Origin of the sequence: Duganella sp. BJB1802 (genome assembly GCF_013369445.1) — a bacterium.
In the GTDB taxonomy this organism is placed as follows: Bacteria; Pseudomonadota; Gammaproteobacteria; order Burkholderiales; family Burkholderiaceae_D; genus Rugamonas; species Rugamonas vulcania_A.
The window spans coordinates 81,545-100,144 of the sequence record NZ_JABWEF010000009.1 but is presented as its reverse complement, the minus strand read 5'-3'; the positions used below and the strand labels follow the sequence as shown (position 1 = coordinate 100,144).

Here is an 18,600-nt window from a genome sequence, read left to right as displayed (position 1 = left end):
CTGAGCCGCCCCATGCCCCCGCCCGATGTGTCCGGCGCCGACGACCTGCCCCTGGTCGTCGACCTCGACGGCACACTGATCAAGACCGACTTGCTGGTCGAGACCGCCAGCAGCTTTCTGATCGAACAGCCGTGGCGTGCCGGCAGCCTGCTCGGCTGGCTGGCCGCCGGACGCTCCACGCTCAAGGCCCGCCTGGCGCAGGACACCCGGGTGGAGGTGGCGTCGCTGCCGTATAACGAGGAACTGCTGGTCTGGCTGCGCGCGGAAAAGCAGCGCGGACGCCGCCTGGTGCTGGCCACCGCCAGCCACCAGACGCTGGCCGACGGCGTGGCCGGCCACCTGGGGCTGTTCGACGAGGTGCTGGGCTCGGACGCGGCCACCAACCTGAAGTCGCACGCCAAGCGCGACGCGCTGGTCGCCCGCTATGGCGAGCGCGGCTATGAATACGTCGGCAACGACTGGCCGGACGTGGCCATCTGGCGCGGCGCCGCCAGGGCCCACGTGGTCAGCCGCTCGCCGCGGCTGATCGAGGCGGCCCGCCAGCATGGCAACCTCGGCCGCGTGATGGGCGACGGCCGGCTGTCGCCGCTGGCCGGCCTGCTGCGCGCCATGCGGCCCCACCAGTGGCTGAAGAACCTGCTGGTGCTGATGCCGCTGCTGGCGGCCCACCAGTACGGCGACGCGCTGAGCGTCATGCACGCGCTGCTGGGGCTGGTGGTGTTCAGCCTGACCGCGTCCAGCGTCTACCTGCTCAACGACCTGGTCGACGTCGGCGACGACCGCCACCACGCGCGCAAGCGCCGCCGTCCGTTCGCGTCCGGCCAGCTGAGCCTGGCGGCGGGCTGGCTGGCCTGGCCGCTGCTGCTGGCGGCCGGGGCCGGGCTGGCCGCGTTGGCGCTGCCGCCGCGCTTCATCGGCGCGCTGGCCGTGTATTTTGCGCTGACGCTGGGCTACTCGTTCCGGCTCAAGCAGGTCCCGGTGGTGGACGTGCTCTCGCTCGCCGCGCTATACACGCTGCGCATCGTCGCCGGCGCCTTCGCGGTCTCGGTGGAGCTGTCGTTCTGGCTGCTGTCGTTCTCGATGTTCGTCTTCCTCAGCCTGGCCTTCATCAAGCGCTACAGCGAGCTGCACGCGGCCCGCCAGGCCGGCCAGAGCAAGCCGCTGCGCGGACGCGGCTATGTGCAGCAAGACCTGGAGCTGGTCTCCAGCCTGGGCAGCAACGCCGGCTACATCGCCGTGCTGGTGCTGGCGTTCTACATCCAGGACGCGCGCACGGCGCGGCTGTACGCGCACCCGACGCTGATCTGGCTGGCCTGCCCGCTGATGCTGTACTGGATCTCGCGCGCCTGGCTGATCGCCCACCGCGGCCAGATGCACGACGACCCCATCGTGTTCGCGCTCAAGGACCGCGTCAGCTGGCTGGTCGGCGCGCTGCTGGCCGGCGTGTTCGTGCTGGCGAGGGCGCTGTGATGCGCGGCGGCGCCCGCCTTGCCGCGCTGTACGCGGTGTTCGCCCTGATCGCCACGGCGGTCAACATCGGCTGCCAGGCGGTGGTGATCTGGGCCTGGCACGGCCCGTACGCCGTGCCGCTGTCCATCCTGGTCGGCACCGGCGCCGGCCTGCCGGTCAAATACCTGCTGGAGAAGCGCCACATCTTCGGCTTCGAGTCGGACGGCCTGGCGCACGACGGCAAGCTGTTCGTGCTCTACAGCGTGATGGGCGTGTTCACCACGGCGGTGTTCTGGGGCGTCGAGTTCGCCTTTTCCCATCTGTACGGCACCGACGCCATGCGCTACGTCGGCGGCGCGCTGGGCCTGACCATCGGCAACCTGATCAAATACCAGCTGGACAAGCGCTATGTGTTTGTCGCGCCGGCCGCGCCGCTGGCGGAGGCGGCGTGACCACGCTGGAGGGCTGGGGCCGCTACCCGAGGCAGGAGGCCCGCCTGCTGCTGCCGTTGTCGGCCGGCCAGTGTGCACAGCGCCTGCGCGAAGCGGGGGAGGACGGAACGCTGATCGCGCGCGGCCTGGGCCGGGCCTACGGCGACAGCGCGCTGGCGCCGCAGGTGATGGCGATGGGGCAGCTCGACCAGTTCATCTCCTTCGACCCCGAGACCGGGCTGGTGCGCTGCGCCGCCGGCGTCACGCTGGACACCATGCTGCGCACCTTCGTGCCGCGCGGCTGGTTCCTGCCGGTCACGCCGGGCACGCGCTACGTCACGGTCGGCGGCGCCATCGCCAGCGACGTGCACGGCAAGAACCACCACGTGGACGGCACCTTTGGCACTCATGTGCGTGAGCTCGATCTGTTGCTGGGCAATGGCGAGCGGGTGACCATCTCGCCCGCCGCGCATCCCGGGCTGTTCCACGCCACCTGCGGCGGCATGGGCCTGACCGGCGTGATCCTGGCGGCCACCGTGCAGCTCAAGCGCGTGCCGTCCAGCGACGTGATCGAAACCACCATCAAGGCGCCCAACCTGGACAGCGCGCTGGCCGCCTTCGAGCAGCACGGCGCCAGCACCTACTCGGTGGCGTGGATCGATTGCCTGGCGCGCGGCGCCAGCCTGGGGCGCTCGCTGCTGATGCTCGGCGAGCACGCGCCCGCCGGCGAGCTGGTGGCGCCGGAGAAGGGCGCGCTGCCGGTGCCGTTCGACCTGCCGGCCGGCCTGCTGAACCGCGCCAGCGTGCAGGCCTTCAACACGCTGTACTACCACCGCGTGCTGCGCCGGCGCAGCACGCGCCGCATTCCGTACACGCCGTTCTTTTATCCGCTGGACGCGCTGTCCGGCTGGAACCGCCTGTACGGCAAGGCCGGCTTCCTGCAATACCAGTTCGCCCTGCCGCGCCAGGCCGGCGCCGCCGGCATGCGCGCCGTGCTGGCCGCCATCGCCGACTCCGGCCGAGGCTCCTTCCTGGCCGTGCTCAAGGCCTTCGGGCCGGCCAACGCCCACCATTTGTCGTTCCCCATCGAAGGTTATACGCTGGCGCTGGATTTCAAGGTCGAGCCGGCCGTGTTCGCGCTGCTCGACCACCTCGACCGCATCGTGCTCGAGCACGGCGGCCGCCTGTACCTGGCCAAGGATGCCCGCATGAGCGCCGAGACCTTCCGCCGCGGCTATCCGCGCTGGCAGGAGTTCGAGCAGGTGCGCGCGCAATGGCACGCGCACGGGCATTTCGCCTCCACCCAATCCCGCCGTCTAGGACTCTTATGAAAAAAATCTTGATTATCGGCGCCAGCTCGGCGATCGCCCAGGCCGCCGCCCGTCAGTGGGCCGCCCAGGGTCACGCGCTGTATCTGCTGGGCCGCGACGAGGAACGCCTGTCCGCGCTGGCCGCCGACCTGGCGGTGCGCGGCGCCCCCGTGGCACGCCATGGCCTGCTTGATGTGAATGAGTTCGCGCTGCACGCGGCCGCCATCGACGCCGCCGCCGCCGCGCTCGACGGCCTGGACACGGTGCTGATCGCGCACGGCACGCTGGGCGACCAGAAGCTGTGCGAACAGGATTTCGCCGCCGCGTTGCGCGAGCTGAACACCAACGCGATCAGCGTGATGTCGCTGCTGACCTTGCTGGCCAACCGCTTCGAGGCCCAGCGCCACGGCACCCTGGCCGTGATCGGCTCGGTGGCCGGCGACCGCGGCCGCCAGTCCAACTATGTGTACGGCACCGCCAAGGGCGCGCTGGCGATCTTCCTGCAGGGCTTGCGCAACCGCCTGCATCCGGCCGGCGTGCGGGTGCTGACCGTCAAGCCGGGCTTTGTCGACACGCCGATGACGGCCTCGTTCAAGAAGGGGCCGCTGTGGGCGACGCCGGACGCGGTGGCCGCGGCCATCGTGGCCGCGGTCGAGCGCGGGCGGGACGTGATCTACACCCCGTGGTTCTGGTGGGGCATCATGACGCTGATTAAGCTGGTGCCGGAGCGCGTGTTCAAGAAGCTCAAGCTGTAGCGTCCCCCCGGGCTCAGCCCGGCGTGATGCGGATTTCGTACAGGGTGAATGGCCGCTTGCCGGCCCAGTTGTTGCGGAATTCCAGCCGCTCGCCGCCCTGCCATGGAGCCAGCGCGAACGGCAGCGTCACCTCCTGCACCGCGTCTTCGGTTCCGTTCAGGCCGCGCACCAGCAGCGACCGGCCCGCCGCCGTGTCGTAGACATCGAACAGGGAGACCAGTTCGTTCGCGGGCGCGGCGCTGCGGTAGCGCAGCGTGACGCGGTAGGTGCCGCTGGGCAGCGGCAGGTAGGGGCCGAAATTAAGCATGCCCGGCAATTCCGCGCCGGGCTGCGCCGTGCGCGCGGCGCCGTCCACGTGCCCGGTCTGTCCCGGCAGGCTGGCCGCCGTCAGCACAATCGCGCTGGCCCGCTGACCCGGCGCCATGCCGGCCGCCACGATGACGCCGGCGCCCAGCGCGGCCGCGCCGATCCAACGCCAGCGCGCGCCGCGCGCAAAGCCCGCGGCCAGCAGCAGCAGCACCATCGCCAGCCACGCGTAGTTGGGCCGGTAACCGAAGGCCCAGTCGCCGTTGTACAGCGCCGGCAGCCAGGCGTGGAGGCGGCCGTAGTACATCGAGTAGCTGGCCAGGGGCGTCTCCCACGCGTGGTTGAACATGTCCACCTTGTCGACCGCGTAGCAGAAGAAGAAATACGCCTGCAGCGCCACCGACAGCCAGGCCAGCGCCAGGAACAGCGCGTGGCGGCGGCGGGACAGCTCCAGCAACGCGTACAGCGTGGGCACCGTGAACACCACGGCTGCGGGCCAGCCGAAGCGCCCGGTGAAACTCCAGCCGCCGTACCAGGCGGGATGCAGCGAATTGGGCCCGATCAGCGTCGCGAAGACGGCCGCCCACAGCAGCAGGAACGGGCGGTTGGCGCGGTACAGCCAGCCCACGCCCAGCAAGCCCAGCAGATTGATCGGGTTTTGCAACAGGAAACCTTGGTTCTGGTCGAAGTGCAGGCCCATCAAGACCATCAGGCTGGTCCTGCTCACTTCCACCGCGTTGTCCTGGTACGGTCCGGACATCTTGCCGAAGGCGTACAGGTTGTAGGCGGCCAGGGCCACGCAGGAGGCGGCGGCCACCGCCAGCAGCCGGGCCACGCGGCGCCGGTCGCCCGATTCGCGGTGGATCTTGGCGGCCACGCCCAGCACCAGCAGGGCGCAGGCCGGGCCGAACTTGATCTGCAGCCAGGGCAGGTAGACCACCGCCACGGCCAGCGCCAGTTCGGCGGCGGCGCTGCGCCGCTGTTGCGTGGTGAGGAACCAGTACAGGCCGGTCAGGGCGAGCAGCCCGCCCAGGATGTCGGGGTAGACCTGGCTGGCGGCGGGCACCAGCGGGGCGGCGACGCAGCTGGCCAGCACGGCCAGGCGGCGCGCCCCGGCCTCGCCGGAAAACAGCCCTGAGATCTTCCAGGCGCACAGCACCACGCCGGCGCCGCAGAGGATCATGAACAGCTTGGCGCCGAGGATGCCGCCCAGCGTGAACGGCAACGCCAGCAGCAGGGGCAGGCCGAGGTTGTGGAGGTTGAAGCGTCCGTGCGGGCCGGCGATGGAGTGGTCGTCGGTGGGCGGCAGGCCGAAGCGCTCGGGCTGGCCGGGCTGTTTGGCGTCCTGGTACGGAATGGTCTGCTCCAGCGCGCCATGCCGGGCCAGGCCGTTGGCCATGACCATGTAGTGGGGTTCGTCGCCGGTGGGAATGTTGACCTGCGCCTGGCGCCACAGGGTCAGGGTCGCCAGCGCGCACACCAGGTAGATCAACAGGACGGGCCAGGGGGAGGAGTGTTTCTGCATTGTCGGATAGAGGTGGGGGCGCGCATGCAAAAACGACACTGATGCACTAAAAGTAATTGATGATACAGCAATAGGCGGTATTTCTCCAGATCGCCCGCTCGCCGCCGCGCCAACCCGCCGCGCGCCAGGCGACATACCTCGTATTAAGTTGTTGCGTCAAGGGTCTTTTCGCGCTACACTAGCCGGCTTCGGTATGGATTCGCCTTTTTATTGGTCCGTACTAATTTTAGTAGTTCAACATATCCCCGCCCAATCGTAGGTGGGAATTGGAGAAAAAATGAGCCTTGGCCTTCTCGGTCGCAAGGTTGGTATGATGCGCATCTTCACCGATGACGGGGATTCGATCCCAGTCACCGTGTTGGACGTATCGAACAACCGTGTTGCGCAAATCAAAACTCCTGAAACCGATGGTTACACCGCGGTTCAGGTCGCATTCGGTCAACGTCGCGCTTCCCGCGTAACGAAGGCTGTTGCTGGTCACCACGCTAAAGCCGGTGTCGAAGCTGGTACTCTGCTGAAAGAGTTCCGCGTTGACGCAGCCAAAGCTGCTGAACTGAAAGCTGGCGACGTTGTTGCCGCTTCCCTGTTCGAAGTCGGTCAGAAGATCGACGTTCAAGGCGTCACGATCGGTAAAGGCTACGCCGGTACCATCAAGCGTCACCACTTTGCTTCGGGCCGTGCCACCCACGGTAACTCCCGTTCGCACAATGTTCCAGGTTCCATCGGTATGGCGCAAGATCCAGGCCGCGTGTTCCCAGGTAAGCGCATGACCGGTCACCTCGGTGACGTCACCCGCACTGTGCAGAACCTCGAAATCGCCCGTATCGATGCCGACCGTCAGCTGCTGCTGGTCAAAGGCGCGATCCCAGGCGCGAAAAACGGCCAGGTTGTGGTGTCGCCTGCTGTCAAAGTTAAAGCAAAGAAGGGAGCTTAAACGATGGAACTCAAGCTCTTGAACGCTCAAGGTCAAGCCGCCTCTAACGTCGCCGCCGCCGATACCATTTTCGGCCGTGACTACAACGAAGCCCTGATCCACCAAGTCGTCGTTGCTTACCAAGCCAATGCTCGCAGCGGCAACCGTAAACAAAAAGACCGTGAAGAAGTCCACCACACGACCAAGAAGCCATGGCGCCAAAAAGGCACCGGCCGCGCTCGTGCTGGTATGTCGTCGTCGCCACTGTGGCGCGGCGGTGGTCGCATCTTCCCGAACTCGCCTGACGAGAACTTCACCCACAAAGTGAACAAGAAGATGTATCGCGCAGGTATCTGCTCGATCCTGTCCCAGCTGGCCCGCGAAGACCGTCTGACGGTTATCGAAGACCTGACGATCGAAGCGCCAAAGACCAAGCTGCTGTCGCAAAAGCTGACCGGCATGGGCTTTGACTCGGTTCTGATCATCACCGACGTCGCCAACGAAAACCTGGAACTGGCATCGCGTAACCTGCCTAACGTACTGGTTGTTGAACCGCGTCACGCAGATCCAATGTCCCTGGTGTTCTACAAGAAGATCCTGGTCACGAAAGCTGCACTGGCCAAGATTGAGGAGATGCTGGCATGAGCGCATTGAAATTTAGCGAAGAGCGCCTGATGAAGGTGCTGCTGGCTCCGGTCATTTCCGAGAAGGCCACCATGGTCGCGGAAAAGAACGAACAGATCGTGTTCCGTGTAACCACCGACGCGACCAAGCCAGAAATCAAAGCCGCTGTTGAACTGCTGTTCAAAGTGGAAGTGGAATCGGTGCAGACCGTTAACCGCGAAGGTAAGCAGAAGCGTTCCGGTGCCCACACCGGCCGCCGCAACCATACCAAGCGTGCTTTCGTGTGCCTGAAACCTGGCCAGGAAATCAATTTCTCCGAGGAGGCTAAATAATGGCACTCGTTAAGATGAAGCCAACCTCCCCAGGCCGTCGCGGCATGGTGAAAGTTGTGAACCCGGACCTGTACAAAGGTCGTCCGTTCGCAGCCCTGGTTGAGAAAAAATCGAAAACTGCTGGCCGTAACAACAACGGCCACATCACCACCCGCCACATCGGCGGTGGTCACAAGCAGCACTATCGCCTGATCGACTTCAAGCGTCAGAAGGATGGCATTCCAGCGAAAGTGGAACGTATCGAATACGATCCAAACCGCACCGCGAATATCGCCCTGCTGTGCTACGCCGACGGCGAACGCCAGTACATCATCGCCACCAAAGGCATGAGCGTTGGCGACACCGTGATGAACGGTTCGGAAGCGCCGATCAAGTCGGGCAACTGCCTGCCGATCCGCAACATTCCGGTCGGTACCGTCATGCACTGCGTCGAAATGCTGCCAGGTAAGGGTGCCCAGATGGCCCGTACCGCCGGCGCCGGCGTGGTCCTGATGGCCCGCGAAGGCACCTACGCTCAAGTGCGTCTGCGCTCGGGCGAAGTGCGTCGCGTGCACATCGAGTGCCGTGCAACCGTGGGTGAAGTCGGCAATGCCGAACACAGCCTGCGTAAAATCGGTAAGGCCGGTGCGATGCGCTGGCGCGGTGTTCGTCCTACCGTTCGCGGTGTGGTCATGAACCCGGTCGATCACCCGCACGGTGGTGGTGAAGGTAAAACTGCAGCTGGTCGTCATCCAGTGTCGCCTTGGGGCCAACAGACTAAGGGTAAGAAGACCCGCAGCAACAAGCGTACTTCTTCCATGATCGTCTCGCGCCGCGGCAAGAAATAAGGGGTAGCACATGACTCGTTCATTGAAAAAAGGGCCGTTCTGTGACGCCCACCTGGTGAAAAAAGTCGAAGCCGCGCAAGCTGCCAAAGACAAGAAGCCAATCAAAACCTGGTCCCGTCGTTCGACCATCATGCCTGACTTCATCGGCCTGACGATCGCCGTCCACAATGGCAAGCTGCACGTGCCAGTGTACGTTTCCGAGAACATGGTTGGTCACAAGCTCGGTGAATTCGCGCTGACCCGCACGTTCAAGGGCCATGCCGCTGACAAGAAGGCGAAGAAATAATGGAAACCAAAGCTATCCTCAAGGGTGTGCGCTTGTCGGATCAAAAAGGTCGCCTCGTGGCCGACCAGATCCGCGGCAAGAAAGTTGACGCTGCACTCAACATTCTGCAATTCAGCCCTAAAAAGGGCGCGACCATCATCAAGAAAGTGCTGGAGTCGGCTATCGCCAACGCCGAGCACAATGATGGCGCCGACATCGACGAATTGTTCGTGAAAACGATCTACGTCGAAAAGGGCCCGATCCTCAAGCGCTTCACCGCACGCGCTAAGGGCCGGGGCGATCGTATCTCGAAACAATCGTGTCACATCTACGTGACCGTCGGCAACTAAGGAGCTAAAAATGGGTCAAAAAATTCACCCAACCGGCTTCCGCCTGTCGGTTACCCGTAACTGGGCATCGCGTTGGTACGCTGGCAACAGCAACTTCGCTTCGATGCTGAACGAAGATCTGAAGGCGCGCGCCTACCTGAAGACCAAGCTGAAGAACGCTTCGGTCGGCCGCATCGTCATCGAGCGTCCTGCCAAGAACGCGCGCTTCACGATCTACAGCTCGCGTCCGGGCGTGGTCATTGGTAAAAAAGGCGAAGACATCGAAGTACTGAAGTCGGCGCTGACCAAGATCATGGGCGTACCTGTCCACGTGAACATCGAAGAAATCCGCAAGCCGGAAATCGACTCGCAGCTGATCGCCGATTCGATCGCCCAGCAGCTGGAAAAGCGCATCATGTTCCGCCGCGCGATGAAGCGTGCGATGCAAAACGCCATGCGTCTGGGTGCCCTGGGCATCAAGATCATGTCGTCGGGTCGTCTGAACGGTATCGAAATCGCTCGTAAAGAGTGGTATCGCGAAGGCCGTGTGCCACTGCACACCCTGCGCGCCGATATCGACTACGGCACCAGCGAAGCTTCGACCACCTACGGCATCATCGGTGTCAAGGTGTGGGTCTACAAGGGTGACCGCGCGCCGAACGGCGACGCACCAGTCATCGATACCCCACCGGACGAGAAGAAGCCACGTGGCCCACGTCGTGACGACGGCAAACCAGCTGGCCGTCCGCGCCCAGCCGGCGCCGGCGCCAAGCCAGCCGCTCCAGGCGCTCGTGTACGCACTGCCGCCAAGCCGGCCGAGAAAGCAGGAGAATAATCATGCTGCAACCAGCACGCAGAAAGTATCGTAAAGAGCAGAAAGGCCGTAACACCGGCATTTCGCACACCGCCGGCACTTCGGTGTCGTTCGGCGAGTTCGGTCTGAAGGCCGTTGCCCGTGGTCGTATCACGGCACGCCAGATCGAGGCAGCACGTCGCGCCATGACCCGTCACATCAAACGTGGCGGCCGTATCTGGATCCGCGTGTTCCCGGACAAACCGATCTCGAACAAGCCTGCCGAAGTCCGTATGGGTAACGGTAAAGGTAATCCGGAGTACTACGTCGCTGAAATCCGTCCAGGCAAAGTCCTGTACGAAATGGATGGCGTCGCAGAAGAACTGGCGCGCGAAGCATTCCGCCTGGCCGCTGCCAAACTGCCACTGGCGACCACCTTCGTGGTCCGTCAAGTTGGTCAATAACAGGAGTGAAATATGAAAGCATCTGAACTCCGCGGCAAAGACCAGGCAGCTCTGCAAAAAGAGCTGAATGACCTGTTGAAGGCGCAGTTCGGCCTGCGTATGCAAACCGCTACGCAGCAGCTGAGCAACACTTCGCAGCTCAAGAAGGTACGTCGCGATATCGCACGTGTAAAAACGGTAATGAACACGAAGGAAGCCAAATGACCGAACCAGTAAAGTCGCTCAAGCGCACCCTGATCGGTAAAGTGGTGTCCGACAAGATGGACAAGACCGTTACCGTTCTGATCGAACGTCACGTCAAGCATCCTTTGTACGGCAAGATCATCGTCCGCTCGAACAAGTATCACGCGCACGACGAGACCAACCAGGTGAAAGCCGGTGACACGGTGGAAATCGTGGAAGGTCGTCCGATCTCCAAAACGAAGGCATGGACCGTGACGCGCGTGGTGCAAGCCGCGCAAATCGTTTAATTGAAGTCGTCGCCTCCGGTCTTCGGGCCGGGGGCGATTTTCAATTAGTTCTTGCAAGCCCGCGAGTTGTATGTAATACTTGCGGGCTTCGTTCATGTAACGCCGCAAAGTGTCTGGCCACAGACGCAGAACCGTGCGGTCAGTAGCAGTACGAAGGTCAAGCACCCAAACAGTGCGCTCTGCTTGAGCGTTCTGGCGGGACCAAGACTGACCGCGGGTCCGCATTGTGTGGATTCTTCGGCTTAAGTTGGGAAAGAGAATACTATGATTCAAACTGAAAGCCGGCTCGAAGTGGCTGACAATACCGGTGCCAAAGAAGTCATGTGCATCAAGGTATTGGGCGGCTCCAAGCGCCGTTATGCTGGCATCGGCGACGTGATCAAGGTAACCGTTAAGGTTGCCGCGCCACGTGGTCGTGTCAAAAAAGGTGAAATTTATAACGCCGTGGTAGTGCGCACCGCTAAAGGTGTTCGCCGCCAAGACGGTTCCCTGGTGAAGTTCGACGGCAATGCCGCCGTTCTGTTGAACGCCAAGCTGGAACCGATCGGTACCCGTATTTTTGGACCAGTGACGCGCGAGCTGCGCACTGAAAAGTTCATGAAGATCGTGTCCCTGGCACCGGAAGTCCTGTAAGGAGTCGTAATGGATAAGATTCGTAAAAACGACGAAGTCATCGTTCTGACCGGGAAAGACAAGGGCAAGCGTGGCGTCGTTCAGCAGCGTATCGATGCTGAGCATGTCGTGGTTGAAGGCGTCAACGTCGCTAAAAAAGCGACCAAGCCTAACCCAATGACTGGCGTACAAGGTGGTATCGTCGATAAGACTATGCCGATTCACGTGTCCAACGTTGCATTGTTCAATGCGGCGACTGGCAAGGCAGACCGTGTCGGTTTCAAAGAAGTGGATGGCAAAAAAGTCCGCGTCTTCAAATCGTCCGGCGAAGTAGTGAAGGCTTAAGAAATCATGGCACGTCTCCAAGAATTCTATAAAGAAAAAGTCGTCGCCGACCTGACCGCGAAATTCGGTTACAAGTCGGTGATGGAAGTTCCACGTCTGACCAAGATCACCCTGAACATGGGTGTTGGTGAGGCTATCGCGGACAAGAAAGTCCTCGAACACGCTGTGGGCGACCTGACCAAGATCGCTGGCCAGAAGCCAGTGACCACCAAGTCGCGCAAAGCAATCGCGGGTTTCAAAATCCGTGAAGGCTACCCGATCGGTACCATGGTGACCCTGCGCGGCGCTCGCATGTACGAGTTCCTGGATCGCTTCATCACCGTGGCCCTGCCGCGCGTGCGCGATTTCCGTGGCGTCAATGGCCGCTCGTTCGATGGCCGTGGTAACTACAACATCGGCGTGAAAGAGCAGATCATCTTCCCGGAAATCGAGTACGACAAGATCGATGCGCTGCGTGGTATGAACATTTCGATCACCACCACCGCCAAGACCGACGACGAAGCGAAAGCTCTGCTCGCCGCCTTTAAATTCCCGTTCAGGAACTAAGAAGATCATGGCAAAACTCGCACTGATTAACCGTGAGCAGAAACGCGTCGACCTGGCAAACAAATTTGCCGCCAAGCGCGCTTCGCTGAAGGCCATCATCGACGACCAGTCGAAGTCGGAAGAAGAACGTTACGAAGCGCGCCTGAAGCTGCAAGCGCTGCCACGTAACTCGGCACCGACCCGCCAGCGTAACCGCTGCGCCGTCACCGGTCGTCCACGCGGCACCTTCCGTAAATTCGGTCTGGGCCGTATCAAGCTCCGTGAATTCGCCATGCGTGGTGAGATCCCGGGTATGACTAAAGCAAGCTGGTAATAGGAGAATATGCAATGAGTATGAGCGATCCTATCGCCGATATGCTGACCCGCATTCGTAACGCCCAGGGCGTGCAAAAGACGACCGTGGCCATGCCATCGTCGAAAGTTAAAATTGCGATTGCCAACGTCCTCAAGGACGAGGGTTACATTGAAGATTTCGCCGTAGCCGAAGCTGGTGGCAAAGCGGAACTGAAAATCGGTTTGAAGTATTATGTTGGCCGTCCCGTCATTGAGCGCCTTGAGCGCGTGTCCCGTCCGGGCCTGCGCGTCTACAAGGGCAAAGACGAGATCCCTACTGTGATGAATGGCTTGGGTGTGGCGATCGTGTCGACTCCGCAAGGCGTCATGACTGACCGCAAAGCACGCGCTACCGGTGTCGGCGGCGAAGTTATTTGCTACGTCGCATAAGGAGTTAGACATGTCTCGTGTAGCTAAAATGCCAATCGCTGTGCCAGCTGGCGCCGAAGTCGCCATCTCCGCGGCAGCGATCACCGTCAAGGGCCCTCTGGGCGTCCTGACCCAGGCCCTGAACGGCCAGGTCACGGTGGAAAACAATGCAGGAACCCTGAGCTTCGTCGCCGCTAATGACAGCCGCGAAGCCAATGCCATGTCCGGTACGCTGCGCGCACTGGTCAACAACATGGTCGTTGGCGTGACCAAGGGTTTCGAGAAAAAGCTGAACCTGGTCGGTGTGGGTTACAAGGCGCAAGCGCAAGGCGACAAGCTGAATCTGTCGCTGGGCTTCTCGCACCCTGTCGTGCACGCCATGCCAGCCGGCGTCACCTGCGCCACCGCAACGCCGACGGAGATCATCATCAAAGGGATCGACCGTCAGCAAGTGGGCCAAGTGGCTGCTGAAGTTCGCGCTTACCGCTCCCCTGAGCCTTACAAGGGCAAGGGCGTCCGTTATTCGGACGAAGTGGTTAAGATTAAAGAAACCAAGAAGAAGTAACTAGGGGCTGACGATGGACAAGAAAGAATCACGTCTGCGCCGCGGACGCCAAACCCGGATCAAGATCGCGCAACAGAAGGTGAACCGCCTGTCGGTACACCGCACCAATCTGCATATCTACGCGAACCTGATCTCGCCGGATGCCAAAGTACTGGTATCGGCCTCCACGGCAGAAGTCGAAGTGCGCAACGAACTGGCTGGCAAATCGGGCAAGGGCGGCAACGCCGCTGCTGCCGCGATCGTCGGCAAGCGCGTCGCAGAGAAAGCACTGAAAGCAGGGATTACCGAAGTCGCGTTCGACCGCTCCGGTTTCCGTTACCACGGCCGTGTGAAGGCGCTGGCAGAAGCCGCGCGCGAAGCCGGTCTGAAGTTCTAAGGAACGATCATGGCAAAAATGCAAGCAAAAATGGCAAGCGACAAGCCGGATGACGGCATGCGCGAAAAAATGATCGCGATCAACCGCGTGACCAAAGTGGTCAAGGGTGGTCGTATCATGGGTTTCGCCGCGCTGACCGTGGTTGGTGACGGCGATGGCCGCATCGGCATGGGCAAGGGCAAGTCGAAGGAAGTCCCAGTGGGTGTGCAGAAGGCAATGGAAGAAGCCCGTCGCAACCTGATCAAGGTCTCCCTGAAGAACGGCACCCTGCAGCACACCGTTACCGGCCGTCACGGCGCATCGAAAGTGATGATGTCGCCTGCGAAACCAGGTACCGGCGTCATCGCTGGCGGCGCAATGCGCGCAATCTTCGAAGTAATGGGCGTGACCGACGTCGTGGCGAAATCCACCGGCTCGAGCAACCCTTACAACCTGGTGCGCGCCACGCTGGATGGTCTGGCAAAAATGAGTACTCCTGCTGAAATTGCTGCGAAACGCGGCAAGTCGGTAGAAGAGATCCTGGGCTAAGGTGAACGACATGACAACTAAAACCGTCAAAGTACAATTGGTCAAGGGCTTGATCGGCACGCGCGAAGATCACCGTGCCACCGTCCGCGGTCTGGGCCTGCGTCGCGTCAACTCGGTCTCCGAGCTGCAAGACACCCCATCCGTGCGCGGCATGATCAACAAAGTCTCGTACCTCGTTAAAGTAGTTGCGTAAGCCCTCGGGCTTACACACGGAGAAATCATGGAACTGAATACCATACAACCAGCCGATGGCGCCAAGCACTACAAGCGTCGCGTCGGCCGCGGTATCGGCTCCGGTCTGGGTAAAACCTCGGGCCGTGGTCACAAGGGTCAAAAATCGCGTTCGGGCGGCTTCCACAAAGTCGGTTTCGAAGGCGGTCAGATGCCTCTGCAACGCCGTCTGCCTAAGCGCGGTTTCAAGTCGCTCAACGCCACCTTCAAAGCTGAAGTGCGCCTGTCCGACCTGAACAACCTGGCCGTTGGCGACGTCGACATCCTGGTGCTGAAGCAAGCTGGCGTACTGAGCGTGCTGGCACGCGACGTGCGCGTCATTCTGTCCGGCGAGATCACCAAAGCGGTGAACCTCAAAGGCCTGAAAGTGACCGCTGGCGCGAAAGCCGCCATCGAAGCAGCCGGCGGCTCGGTAGCCTGAGTTGACCGCTAACAGCTTGATCGGAGCGAAAATTGGCGACTAATCCACAATTGGCTAAAAGTGCAGCAGCTGGTTTCCCCTGGGGCCGGCTCTGGTTCTTGCTTGGCGCATTGGTGGTTTATCGTATCGGCGCTCACATCCCGGTCCCCGGGATCGATCCGGTACAATTGGCCGTGCTGTTCAAGTCGCAAGAGGGTGGCATCCTGGGCATGTTGAACATGTTCAGTGGTGGCGCTCTCGCGCGCTTCACAGTCTTTGCGCTGGGTATCACGCCTTACATCTCGGCCTCGATCATCATGCAGCTGGTGTCGATCGTCTCGCCGCAGATGGAAGCGCTCAAAAAAGAAGGCGAAGCAGGCCGTCGCAAGATCACCCAGTACACCCGGTATTTCACGGTGGTGCTGGCGTCGTTCCAGGCGTTCGGCATCGCAGTCGCACTGGAGTCGCAAGCAGGTCTGGTGCTGGATCCAGGCTTTGCATTCCGTTTCGTGACGGTCGTTACGCTGTTGACCGGAACCATGTTCGTGATGTGGTTGGGCGAGCAGATTACCGAGCGCGGTCTCGGTAACGGCATCTCGATCATCATCTTCGCGGGTATCGCCGCCGGCCTGCCGGGCGCGCTGGGAGGCCTGGCCTCGTCGGTGAGCAACGGTTCGATCGGCGCCCTGTCCGCGATCATCATCATGATCCTGGTTGTGGCGGTGACGTTCTTCGTGGTCTTTGTGGAACGTGGCCAACGCAAGATTCTGGTGAACTACGCGAAACGCCAGGTGGGTAACAAGATTTACGGTGGACAAACGTCGCACCTGCCATTGAAGTTGAACATGGCCGGCGTGATCCCACCGATCTTCGCTTCGTCGATTATCTTGTTCCCGGCAACGATCGTGGGCTGGTTCACGACGGGCGCCGACACGGCCAACCCGGCGGTCCGGTTCCTGAAAGATTTGGCAGCATCGATGGGGCCAGGCGAGCCCATCCACGCACTGTTGTACGCCATTGCGATCGTGTTTTTCTGTTTCTTCTATACAGCGCTGGTCTTCAACAGCAAGGAAACAGCGGACAACTTGAAGAAGAGCGGGGCCTTTGTGCCAGGGATCCGTCCCGGTGAGCAGACTGCCCGTTACATCGACAAGATCCTGACACGTTTGACACTGGCTGGCGCCATCTACATCACTTTGGTGTGTTTGTTGCCGGAATTCATGCAAGCCGAGTGGAAAGTACCGTTCTATTTCGGCGGCACTTCTCTGTTGATTATTGTGGTTGTTACCATGGATTTCATGGCGCAAGTGCAAAACTACGTGATGTCGCAGCAATATGAATCGCTGCTGCGCAAAGCAAACTTCAAGGGCGGAATTCCGACGCGATAAGCGCGGTTTCAAACATACCGAATGGCAAAAGACGACGTCATACAGATGCAGGGCGAGATTCTTGAGAATCTCCCGAATGCAACATTTCGAGTAAAGCTGGAAAACGGACACGTGGTGCTCGGGCATATTTCGGGTAAAATGCGGATGAACTATATCCGCATTCTTCCTGGCGACAAGGTGACGGTAGAGCTGACACCTTACGACCTGAGCCGCGCACGTATCGTGTTCCGGACCAAGTAACTTAAATAATCGAACCAAGAAGAGAGTGCAAAATGAAAGTTAACGCCTCAGTCAAGCGGATCTGCCGCAACTGCAAGATCATCAAGCGCAAGGGCGTTGTTCGCGTAATCTGCGTCGAACCACGTCACAAGCAGCGTCAAGGTTAATAACCGTTATTTATCGAGGAATAACGAATGGCACGTATTGCAGGGGTTAATATCCCAAATCATCAGCACACCGTTATCGGCCTGACGGCCATCTACGGTGTAGGCCGTCCACGCGCAAAGTTCATCTGCGCCGCGACGGGTATTGCGACCGATAAAAAGGTCAAAGATCTGGACGACAGCGAACTGGAAAAACTGCGCGATGAAGTAGCTAAATTCATCGTCGAAGGCGACCTGCGTCGTGAGCTGTCCATGAACATCAAGCGTTTGATGGATCTGGGTTGCTACCGCGGTATGCGTCACCGTAAGGGCCTGCCGGTCCGCGGCCAACGCACCCGCACCAATGCACGTACCCGCAAGGGCCCGCGCAAAGCCGCTCAATCGCTCAAGAAATAATCTAGGGAAATCACATGGCTAAGCAACAAAGCAGCGCAGCAGCAGCGCGCGTCCGCAAGAAGGTCAAGAAGAACGTTGCAGAAGGTATCGCACACGTTCACGCTTCCTTCAACAACACCATCATTACCATCACCGACCGTCAGGGCAACGCTCTGTCGTGGGCGACCTCCGGTGGTGCTGGCTTCAAGGGTTCGCGTAAATCGACCCCGTTCGCAGCGCAGGTTGCGGCCGAAGCAGCTGGTAAAGTCGCAGTGGAATGCGGCGTGAAGAACCTGGAAGTGCGTATCAAGGGCCCTGGTCCTGGTCGTGAATCCGCAGTGCGCGCACTGAACAACCTGGGCATCAAGATCACCGAGATCCAGGACGTTACCCCAGTTCCGCACAACGGCTGCCGTCCTCCAAAACGTCGTCGTATCTAAGAGTCCGGTCGGCGGCGAAGTTCGCTTCGCCTCCTTCCGACTTGCAGAAATCGCTGGAGCAGGAGACCGGAAACGGTTATACTGCCCGGCTGTTGTCGCCTGTCGAACGCAGTTCGGCGGGTTATTCGCATTTTAGCCACCGTCTGGCCCACCCTGAGGATCAGACTAGCGCCTAACCATTTCACGATGGCTGGGGCGTTATTATTTAAAAAAAGGAAGCATCGTGGCACGTTATATCGGACCTAAAGCAAAACTCTCCCGCCGTGAAGGTACTGACCTGTTCCTGAAGAGCGCACGCCGCTCGCTGGACAGCAAGTGCAAACTGGACGTCAAACCAGGCCAGCACGGCGTCAAGTCGGGTGCCCGCACCTCGGACTACGGCAACCAGCTGCGCGAAAAGCAAAAAGTCAAGCGTATGTACGGCGTTCTGGAACGTCAGTTCCGTCGCTACTTCGCAGAAGCCGACCGCCGCAAGGGCAACACCGGCGAAACCCTGCTGAAGCTGCTGGAAACCCGCCTGGACAACGTTGCATACCGCATGGGCTTCGGCTCGACCCGCGCTGAAGCGCGTCAGCTGGTATCGCACAAAGCCTTCACCGTGAACGGCCAGGTCGTGAACATCGCTTCGTACGCCGTCAAAGTCGGCGACGTCATCGCCGTGCGCGAAAAGTCGAAGAAGCAAGTGCGTATCCTGGAAGCGCTGTCGCTGGCTGAACAAGTTGGCATGCCAGCTTGGGTGTCGGTCGATGCCAAGAAAATGGAAGGCACCTTCAAGTCCCTGCCAGAGCGCAACGAGATCGCCAACGACGTCAACGAATCGCTGATCGTCGAACTGTACTCGCGTTAATCTGTAGTCTAAGTAGCACCAAAACCCGCCCGCTGTGACCAGCGGGCGTTTTCACTAATGCCATCAGCC

31 protein-coding genes are annotated in these 18,600 nt (G+C 60.9%); 30 read left to right on the top strand and 1 reads right to left on the bottom strand.

Annotation, left to right across the window (positions count from 1 at the left end; all coding sequences use genetic code 11):
- The first annotated feature begins 12 nt into the window (after positions 1-12).
- Genes HUX88_RS15880 through HUX88_RS15865 form a run of 4 tightly spaced genes read left to right on the top strand, consistent with a single transcriptional unit; the run spans position 13 to position 3,945 of the window.
- A complete protein-coding gene (locus tag HUX88_RS15880) occupies positions 13-1,470 on the top strand; it encodes a UbiA family prenyltransferase (protein WP_176362396.1) in 1,458 nt (485 codons plus the stop codon).
- The gene (locus tag HUX88_RS15875) at positions 1,470-1,901 is read left to right on the top strand and encodes a GtrA family protein (protein WP_176362395.1); all 432 of its coding nucleotides are present in this window, start codon (positions 1,470-1,472) and stop codon (positions 1,899-1,901) included. Before HUX88_RS15880 ends, HUX88_RS15875 begins: the two co-directional genes overlap by 1 nt.
- Positions 1,898-3,211 (top strand): FAD-binding protein, encoded by a 1,314-nt coding sequence (locus HUX88_RS15870; RefSeq protein ID WP_373886802.1) that lies wholly within the window; start codon positions 1,898-1,900, stop codon positions 3,209-3,211. Before HUX88_RS15875 ends, HUX88_RS15870 begins: the two co-directional genes overlap by 4 nt.
- Positions 3,208-3,945 (top strand): SDR family oxidoreductase, encoded by a 738-nt coding sequence (locus HUX88_RS15865; protein ID WP_176362394.1) that lies wholly within the window; start codon positions 3,208-3,210, stop codon positions 3,943-3,945. The genes HUX88_RS15870 and HUX88_RS15865 overlap by 4 nt, the downstream gene beginning before the upstream one ends.
- 13 nt (positions 3,946-3,958) lie before the next feature.
- Here the strand turns inward: HUX88_RS15865 and HUX88_RS15860 are convergent, their stop codons facing one another.
- Positions 3,959-5,776: a hypothetical protein gene (locus HUX88_RS15860; protein WP_176362393.1), complete on the bottom strand. Its 1,818-nt coding sequence runs from the start codon at positions 5,774-5,776 to the stop codon at positions 3,959-3,961.
- A gap of 277 nt (positions 5,777-6,053) precedes the next feature.
- Here HUX88_RS15860 and rplC point away from each other — a divergent pair, with 277 nt between their 5' ends.
- The 26 genes from rplC to rpsD all read left to right on the top strand — a co-directional run bounded on the left by rplC (position 6,054) and on the right by rpsD (position 18,531).
- The gene (gene rplC / locus HUX88_RS15855) at positions 6,054-6,710 is read left to right on the top strand and encodes a 50S ribosomal protein L3 (protein ID WP_020704370.1); all 657 of its coding nucleotides are present in this window, start codon (positions 6,054-6,056) and stop codon (positions 6,708-6,710) included.
- A gap of 3 nt (positions 6,711-6,713) precedes the next feature.
- Complete coding sequence (gene rplD, locus HUX88_RS15850) at positions 6,714-7,334, top strand: 50S ribosomal protein L4 (RefSeq protein WP_117014458.1); 621 nt, start codon at positions 6,714-6,716, stop codon at positions 7,332-7,334.
- Positions 7,331-7,645: a 50S ribosomal protein L23 gene (rplW, locus tag HUX88_RS15845; RefSeq protein ID WP_008444291.1), complete on the top strand. Its 315-nt coding sequence runs from the start codon at positions 7,331-7,333 to the stop codon at positions 7,643-7,645. The genes rplD and rplW overlap by 4 nt, the downstream gene beginning before the upstream one ends.
- Positions 7,645-8,472 carry a 50S ribosomal protein L2 gene (rplB, locus tag HUX88_RS15840; RefSeq protein WP_008444293.1) on the top strand — a complete coding sequence of 276 codons (828 nt, stop codon included), beginning with the start codon at positions 7,645-7,647 and terminating at the stop codon, positions 8,470-8,472. The genes rplW and rplB overlap by 1 nt, the downstream gene beginning before the upstream one ends.
- Before the next feature lie 10 nt (positions 8,473-8,482).
- Positions 8,483-8,758: a 30S ribosomal protein S19 gene (gene rpsS / locus HUX88_RS15835; RefSeq protein WP_008444295.1), complete on the top strand. Its 276-nt coding sequence runs from the start codon at positions 8,483-8,485 to the stop codon at positions 8,756-8,758.
- On the top strand, positions 8,755-9,087 hold the full coding sequence (gene rplV, locus HUX88_RS15830; protein WP_176362469.1) for a 50S ribosomal protein L22: 333 nt from the start codon (positions 8,755-8,757) through the stop codon (positions 9,085-9,087). The genes rpsS and rplV overlap by 4 nt, the downstream gene beginning before the upstream one ends.
- 10 nt (positions 9,088-9,097) lie before the next feature.
- Positions 9,098-9,901: a 30S ribosomal protein S3 gene (rpsC, locus tag HUX88_RS15825; protein WP_008444300.1), complete on the top strand. Its 804-nt coding sequence runs from the start codon at positions 9,098-9,100 to the stop codon at positions 9,899-9,901.
- Positions 9,902-9,903: 2 nt separating this feature from the next.
- Positions 9,904-10,323 (top strand): 50S ribosomal protein L16, encoded by a 420-nt coding sequence (rplP, locus tag HUX88_RS15820; protein WP_008444302.1) that lies wholly within the window; start codon positions 9,904-9,906, stop codon positions 10,321-10,323.
- Positions 10,324-10,335: 12 nt separating this feature from the next.
- Entirely contained in the window at positions 10,336-10,527 is a 192-nt protein-coding gene (rpmC, locus tag HUX88_RS15815) for a 50S ribosomal protein L29 (protein ID WP_020704377.1), read from the top strand.
- On the top strand, positions 10,524-10,793 hold the full coding sequence (gene rpsQ / locus HUX88_RS15810) for a 30S ribosomal protein S17 (protein WP_008444314.1): 270 nt from the start codon (positions 10,524-10,526) through the stop codon (positions 10,791-10,793). Before rpmC ends, rpsQ begins: the two co-directional genes overlap by 4 nt.
- A 264-nt stretch (positions 10,794-11,057) precedes the next feature.
- A complete protein-coding gene (gene rplN, locus HUX88_RS15805) occupies positions 11,058-11,426 on the top strand; it encodes a 50S ribosomal protein L14 (RefSeq protein ID WP_008444317.1) in 369 nt (122 codons plus the stop codon).
- Positions 11,427-11,435: 9 nt separating this feature from the next.
- Positions 11,436-11,750, top strand: a complete 315-nt coding sequence (gene rplX / locus HUX88_RS15800; protein WP_008444319.1) for a 50S ribosomal protein L24 — start codon at positions 11,436-11,438, stop codon at positions 11,748-11,750.
- 6 nt (positions 11,751-11,756) lie between these two features.
- A complete protein-coding gene (gene rplE, locus HUX88_RS15795; protein WP_008444321.1) occupies positions 11,757-12,296 on the top strand; it encodes a 50S ribosomal protein L5 in 540 nt (179 codons plus the stop codon).
- A gap of 7 nt (positions 12,297-12,303) precedes the next feature.
- Positions 12,304-12,609 (top strand): 30S ribosomal protein S14, encoded by a 306-nt coding sequence (gene rpsN / locus HUX88_RS15790; protein ID WP_008444324.1) that lies wholly within the window; start codon positions 12,304-12,306, stop codon positions 12,607-12,609.
- A 14-nt stretch (positions 12,610-12,623) separates the two neighbouring features.
- Complete coding sequence (gene rpsH / locus HUX88_RS15785) at positions 12,624-13,019, top strand: 30S ribosomal protein S8 (protein WP_008444325.1); 396 nt, start codon at positions 12,624-12,626, stop codon at positions 13,017-13,019.
- A 10-nt stretch (positions 13,020-13,029) separates the two neighbouring features.
- A complete protein-coding gene (gene rplF / locus HUX88_RS15780; RefSeq protein WP_117014457.1) occupies positions 13,030-13,563 on the top strand; it encodes a 50S ribosomal protein L6 in 534 nt (177 codons plus the stop codon).
- Positions 13,564-13,576: 13 nt separating this feature from the next.
- Positions 13,577-13,939 (top strand): 50S ribosomal protein L18, encoded by a 363-nt coding sequence (gene rplR, locus HUX88_RS15775; RefSeq protein WP_090325886.1) that lies wholly within the window; start codon positions 13,577-13,579, stop codon positions 13,937-13,939.
- Between the two features lie 9 nt (positions 13,940-13,948).
- Positions 13,949-14,467, top strand: a complete 519-nt coding sequence (gene rpsE / locus HUX88_RS15770; RefSeq protein ID WP_008444331.1) for a 30S ribosomal protein S5 — start codon at positions 13,949-13,951, stop codon at positions 14,465-14,467.
- A 10-nt stretch (positions 14,468-14,477) separates the two neighbouring features.
- Positions 14,478-14,660, top strand: a complete 183-nt coding sequence (rpmD, locus tag HUX88_RS15765) for a 50S ribosomal protein L30 (protein WP_090325890.1) — start codon at positions 14,478-14,480, stop codon at positions 14,658-14,660.
- A gap of 27 nt (positions 14,661-14,687) precedes the next feature.
- A complete protein-coding gene (gene rplO, locus HUX88_RS15760; RefSeq protein WP_008444334.1) occupies positions 14,688-15,119 on the top strand; it encodes a 50S ribosomal protein L15 in 432 nt (143 codons plus the stop codon).
- 32 nt (positions 15,120-15,151) lie between these two features.
- Positions 15,152-16,486, top strand: coding sequence for a preprotein translocase subunit SecY (secY, locus tag HUX88_RS15755; RefSeq protein ID WP_176362392.1), 1,335 nt, complete (start codon positions 15,152-15,154; stop codon positions 16,484-16,486).
- Positions 16,487-16,507: 21 nt separating this feature from the next.
- Positions 16,508-16,726 (top strand): translation initiation factor IF-1, encoded by a 219-nt coding sequence (infA, locus tag HUX88_RS15750; protein ID WP_005663428.1) that lies wholly within the window; start codon positions 16,508-16,510, stop codon positions 16,724-16,726.
- Between the two features lie 32 nt (positions 16,727-16,758).
- On the top strand, positions 16,759-16,872 hold the full coding sequence (rpmJ, locus tag HUX88_RS15745) for a 50S ribosomal protein L36 (protein ID WP_005663407.1): 114 nt from the start codon (positions 16,759-16,761) through the stop codon (positions 16,870-16,872).
- Positions 16,873-16,899: 27 nt separating this feature from the next.
- On the top strand, positions 16,900-17,265 hold the full coding sequence (gene rpsM, locus HUX88_RS15740) for a 30S ribosomal protein S13 (RefSeq protein WP_019923475.1): 366 nt from the start codon (positions 16,900-16,902) through the stop codon (positions 17,263-17,265).
- Between the two features lie 14 nt (positions 17,266-17,279).
- Positions 17,280-17,684, top strand: a complete 405-nt coding sequence (gene rpsK, locus HUX88_RS15735) for a 30S ribosomal protein S11 (RefSeq protein WP_008444339.1) — start codon at positions 17,280-17,282, stop codon at positions 17,682-17,684.
- Positions 17,685-17,907: 223 nt separating this feature from the next.
- The gene (rpsD, locus tag HUX88_RS15730) at positions 17,908-18,531 is read left to right on the top strand and encodes a 30S ribosomal protein S4 (protein ID WP_117014455.1); all 624 of its coding nucleotides are present in this window, start codon (positions 17,908-17,910) and stop codon (positions 18,529-18,531) included.
- The last annotated feature ends 69 nt before the right edge of the window (positions 18,532-18,600 follow it).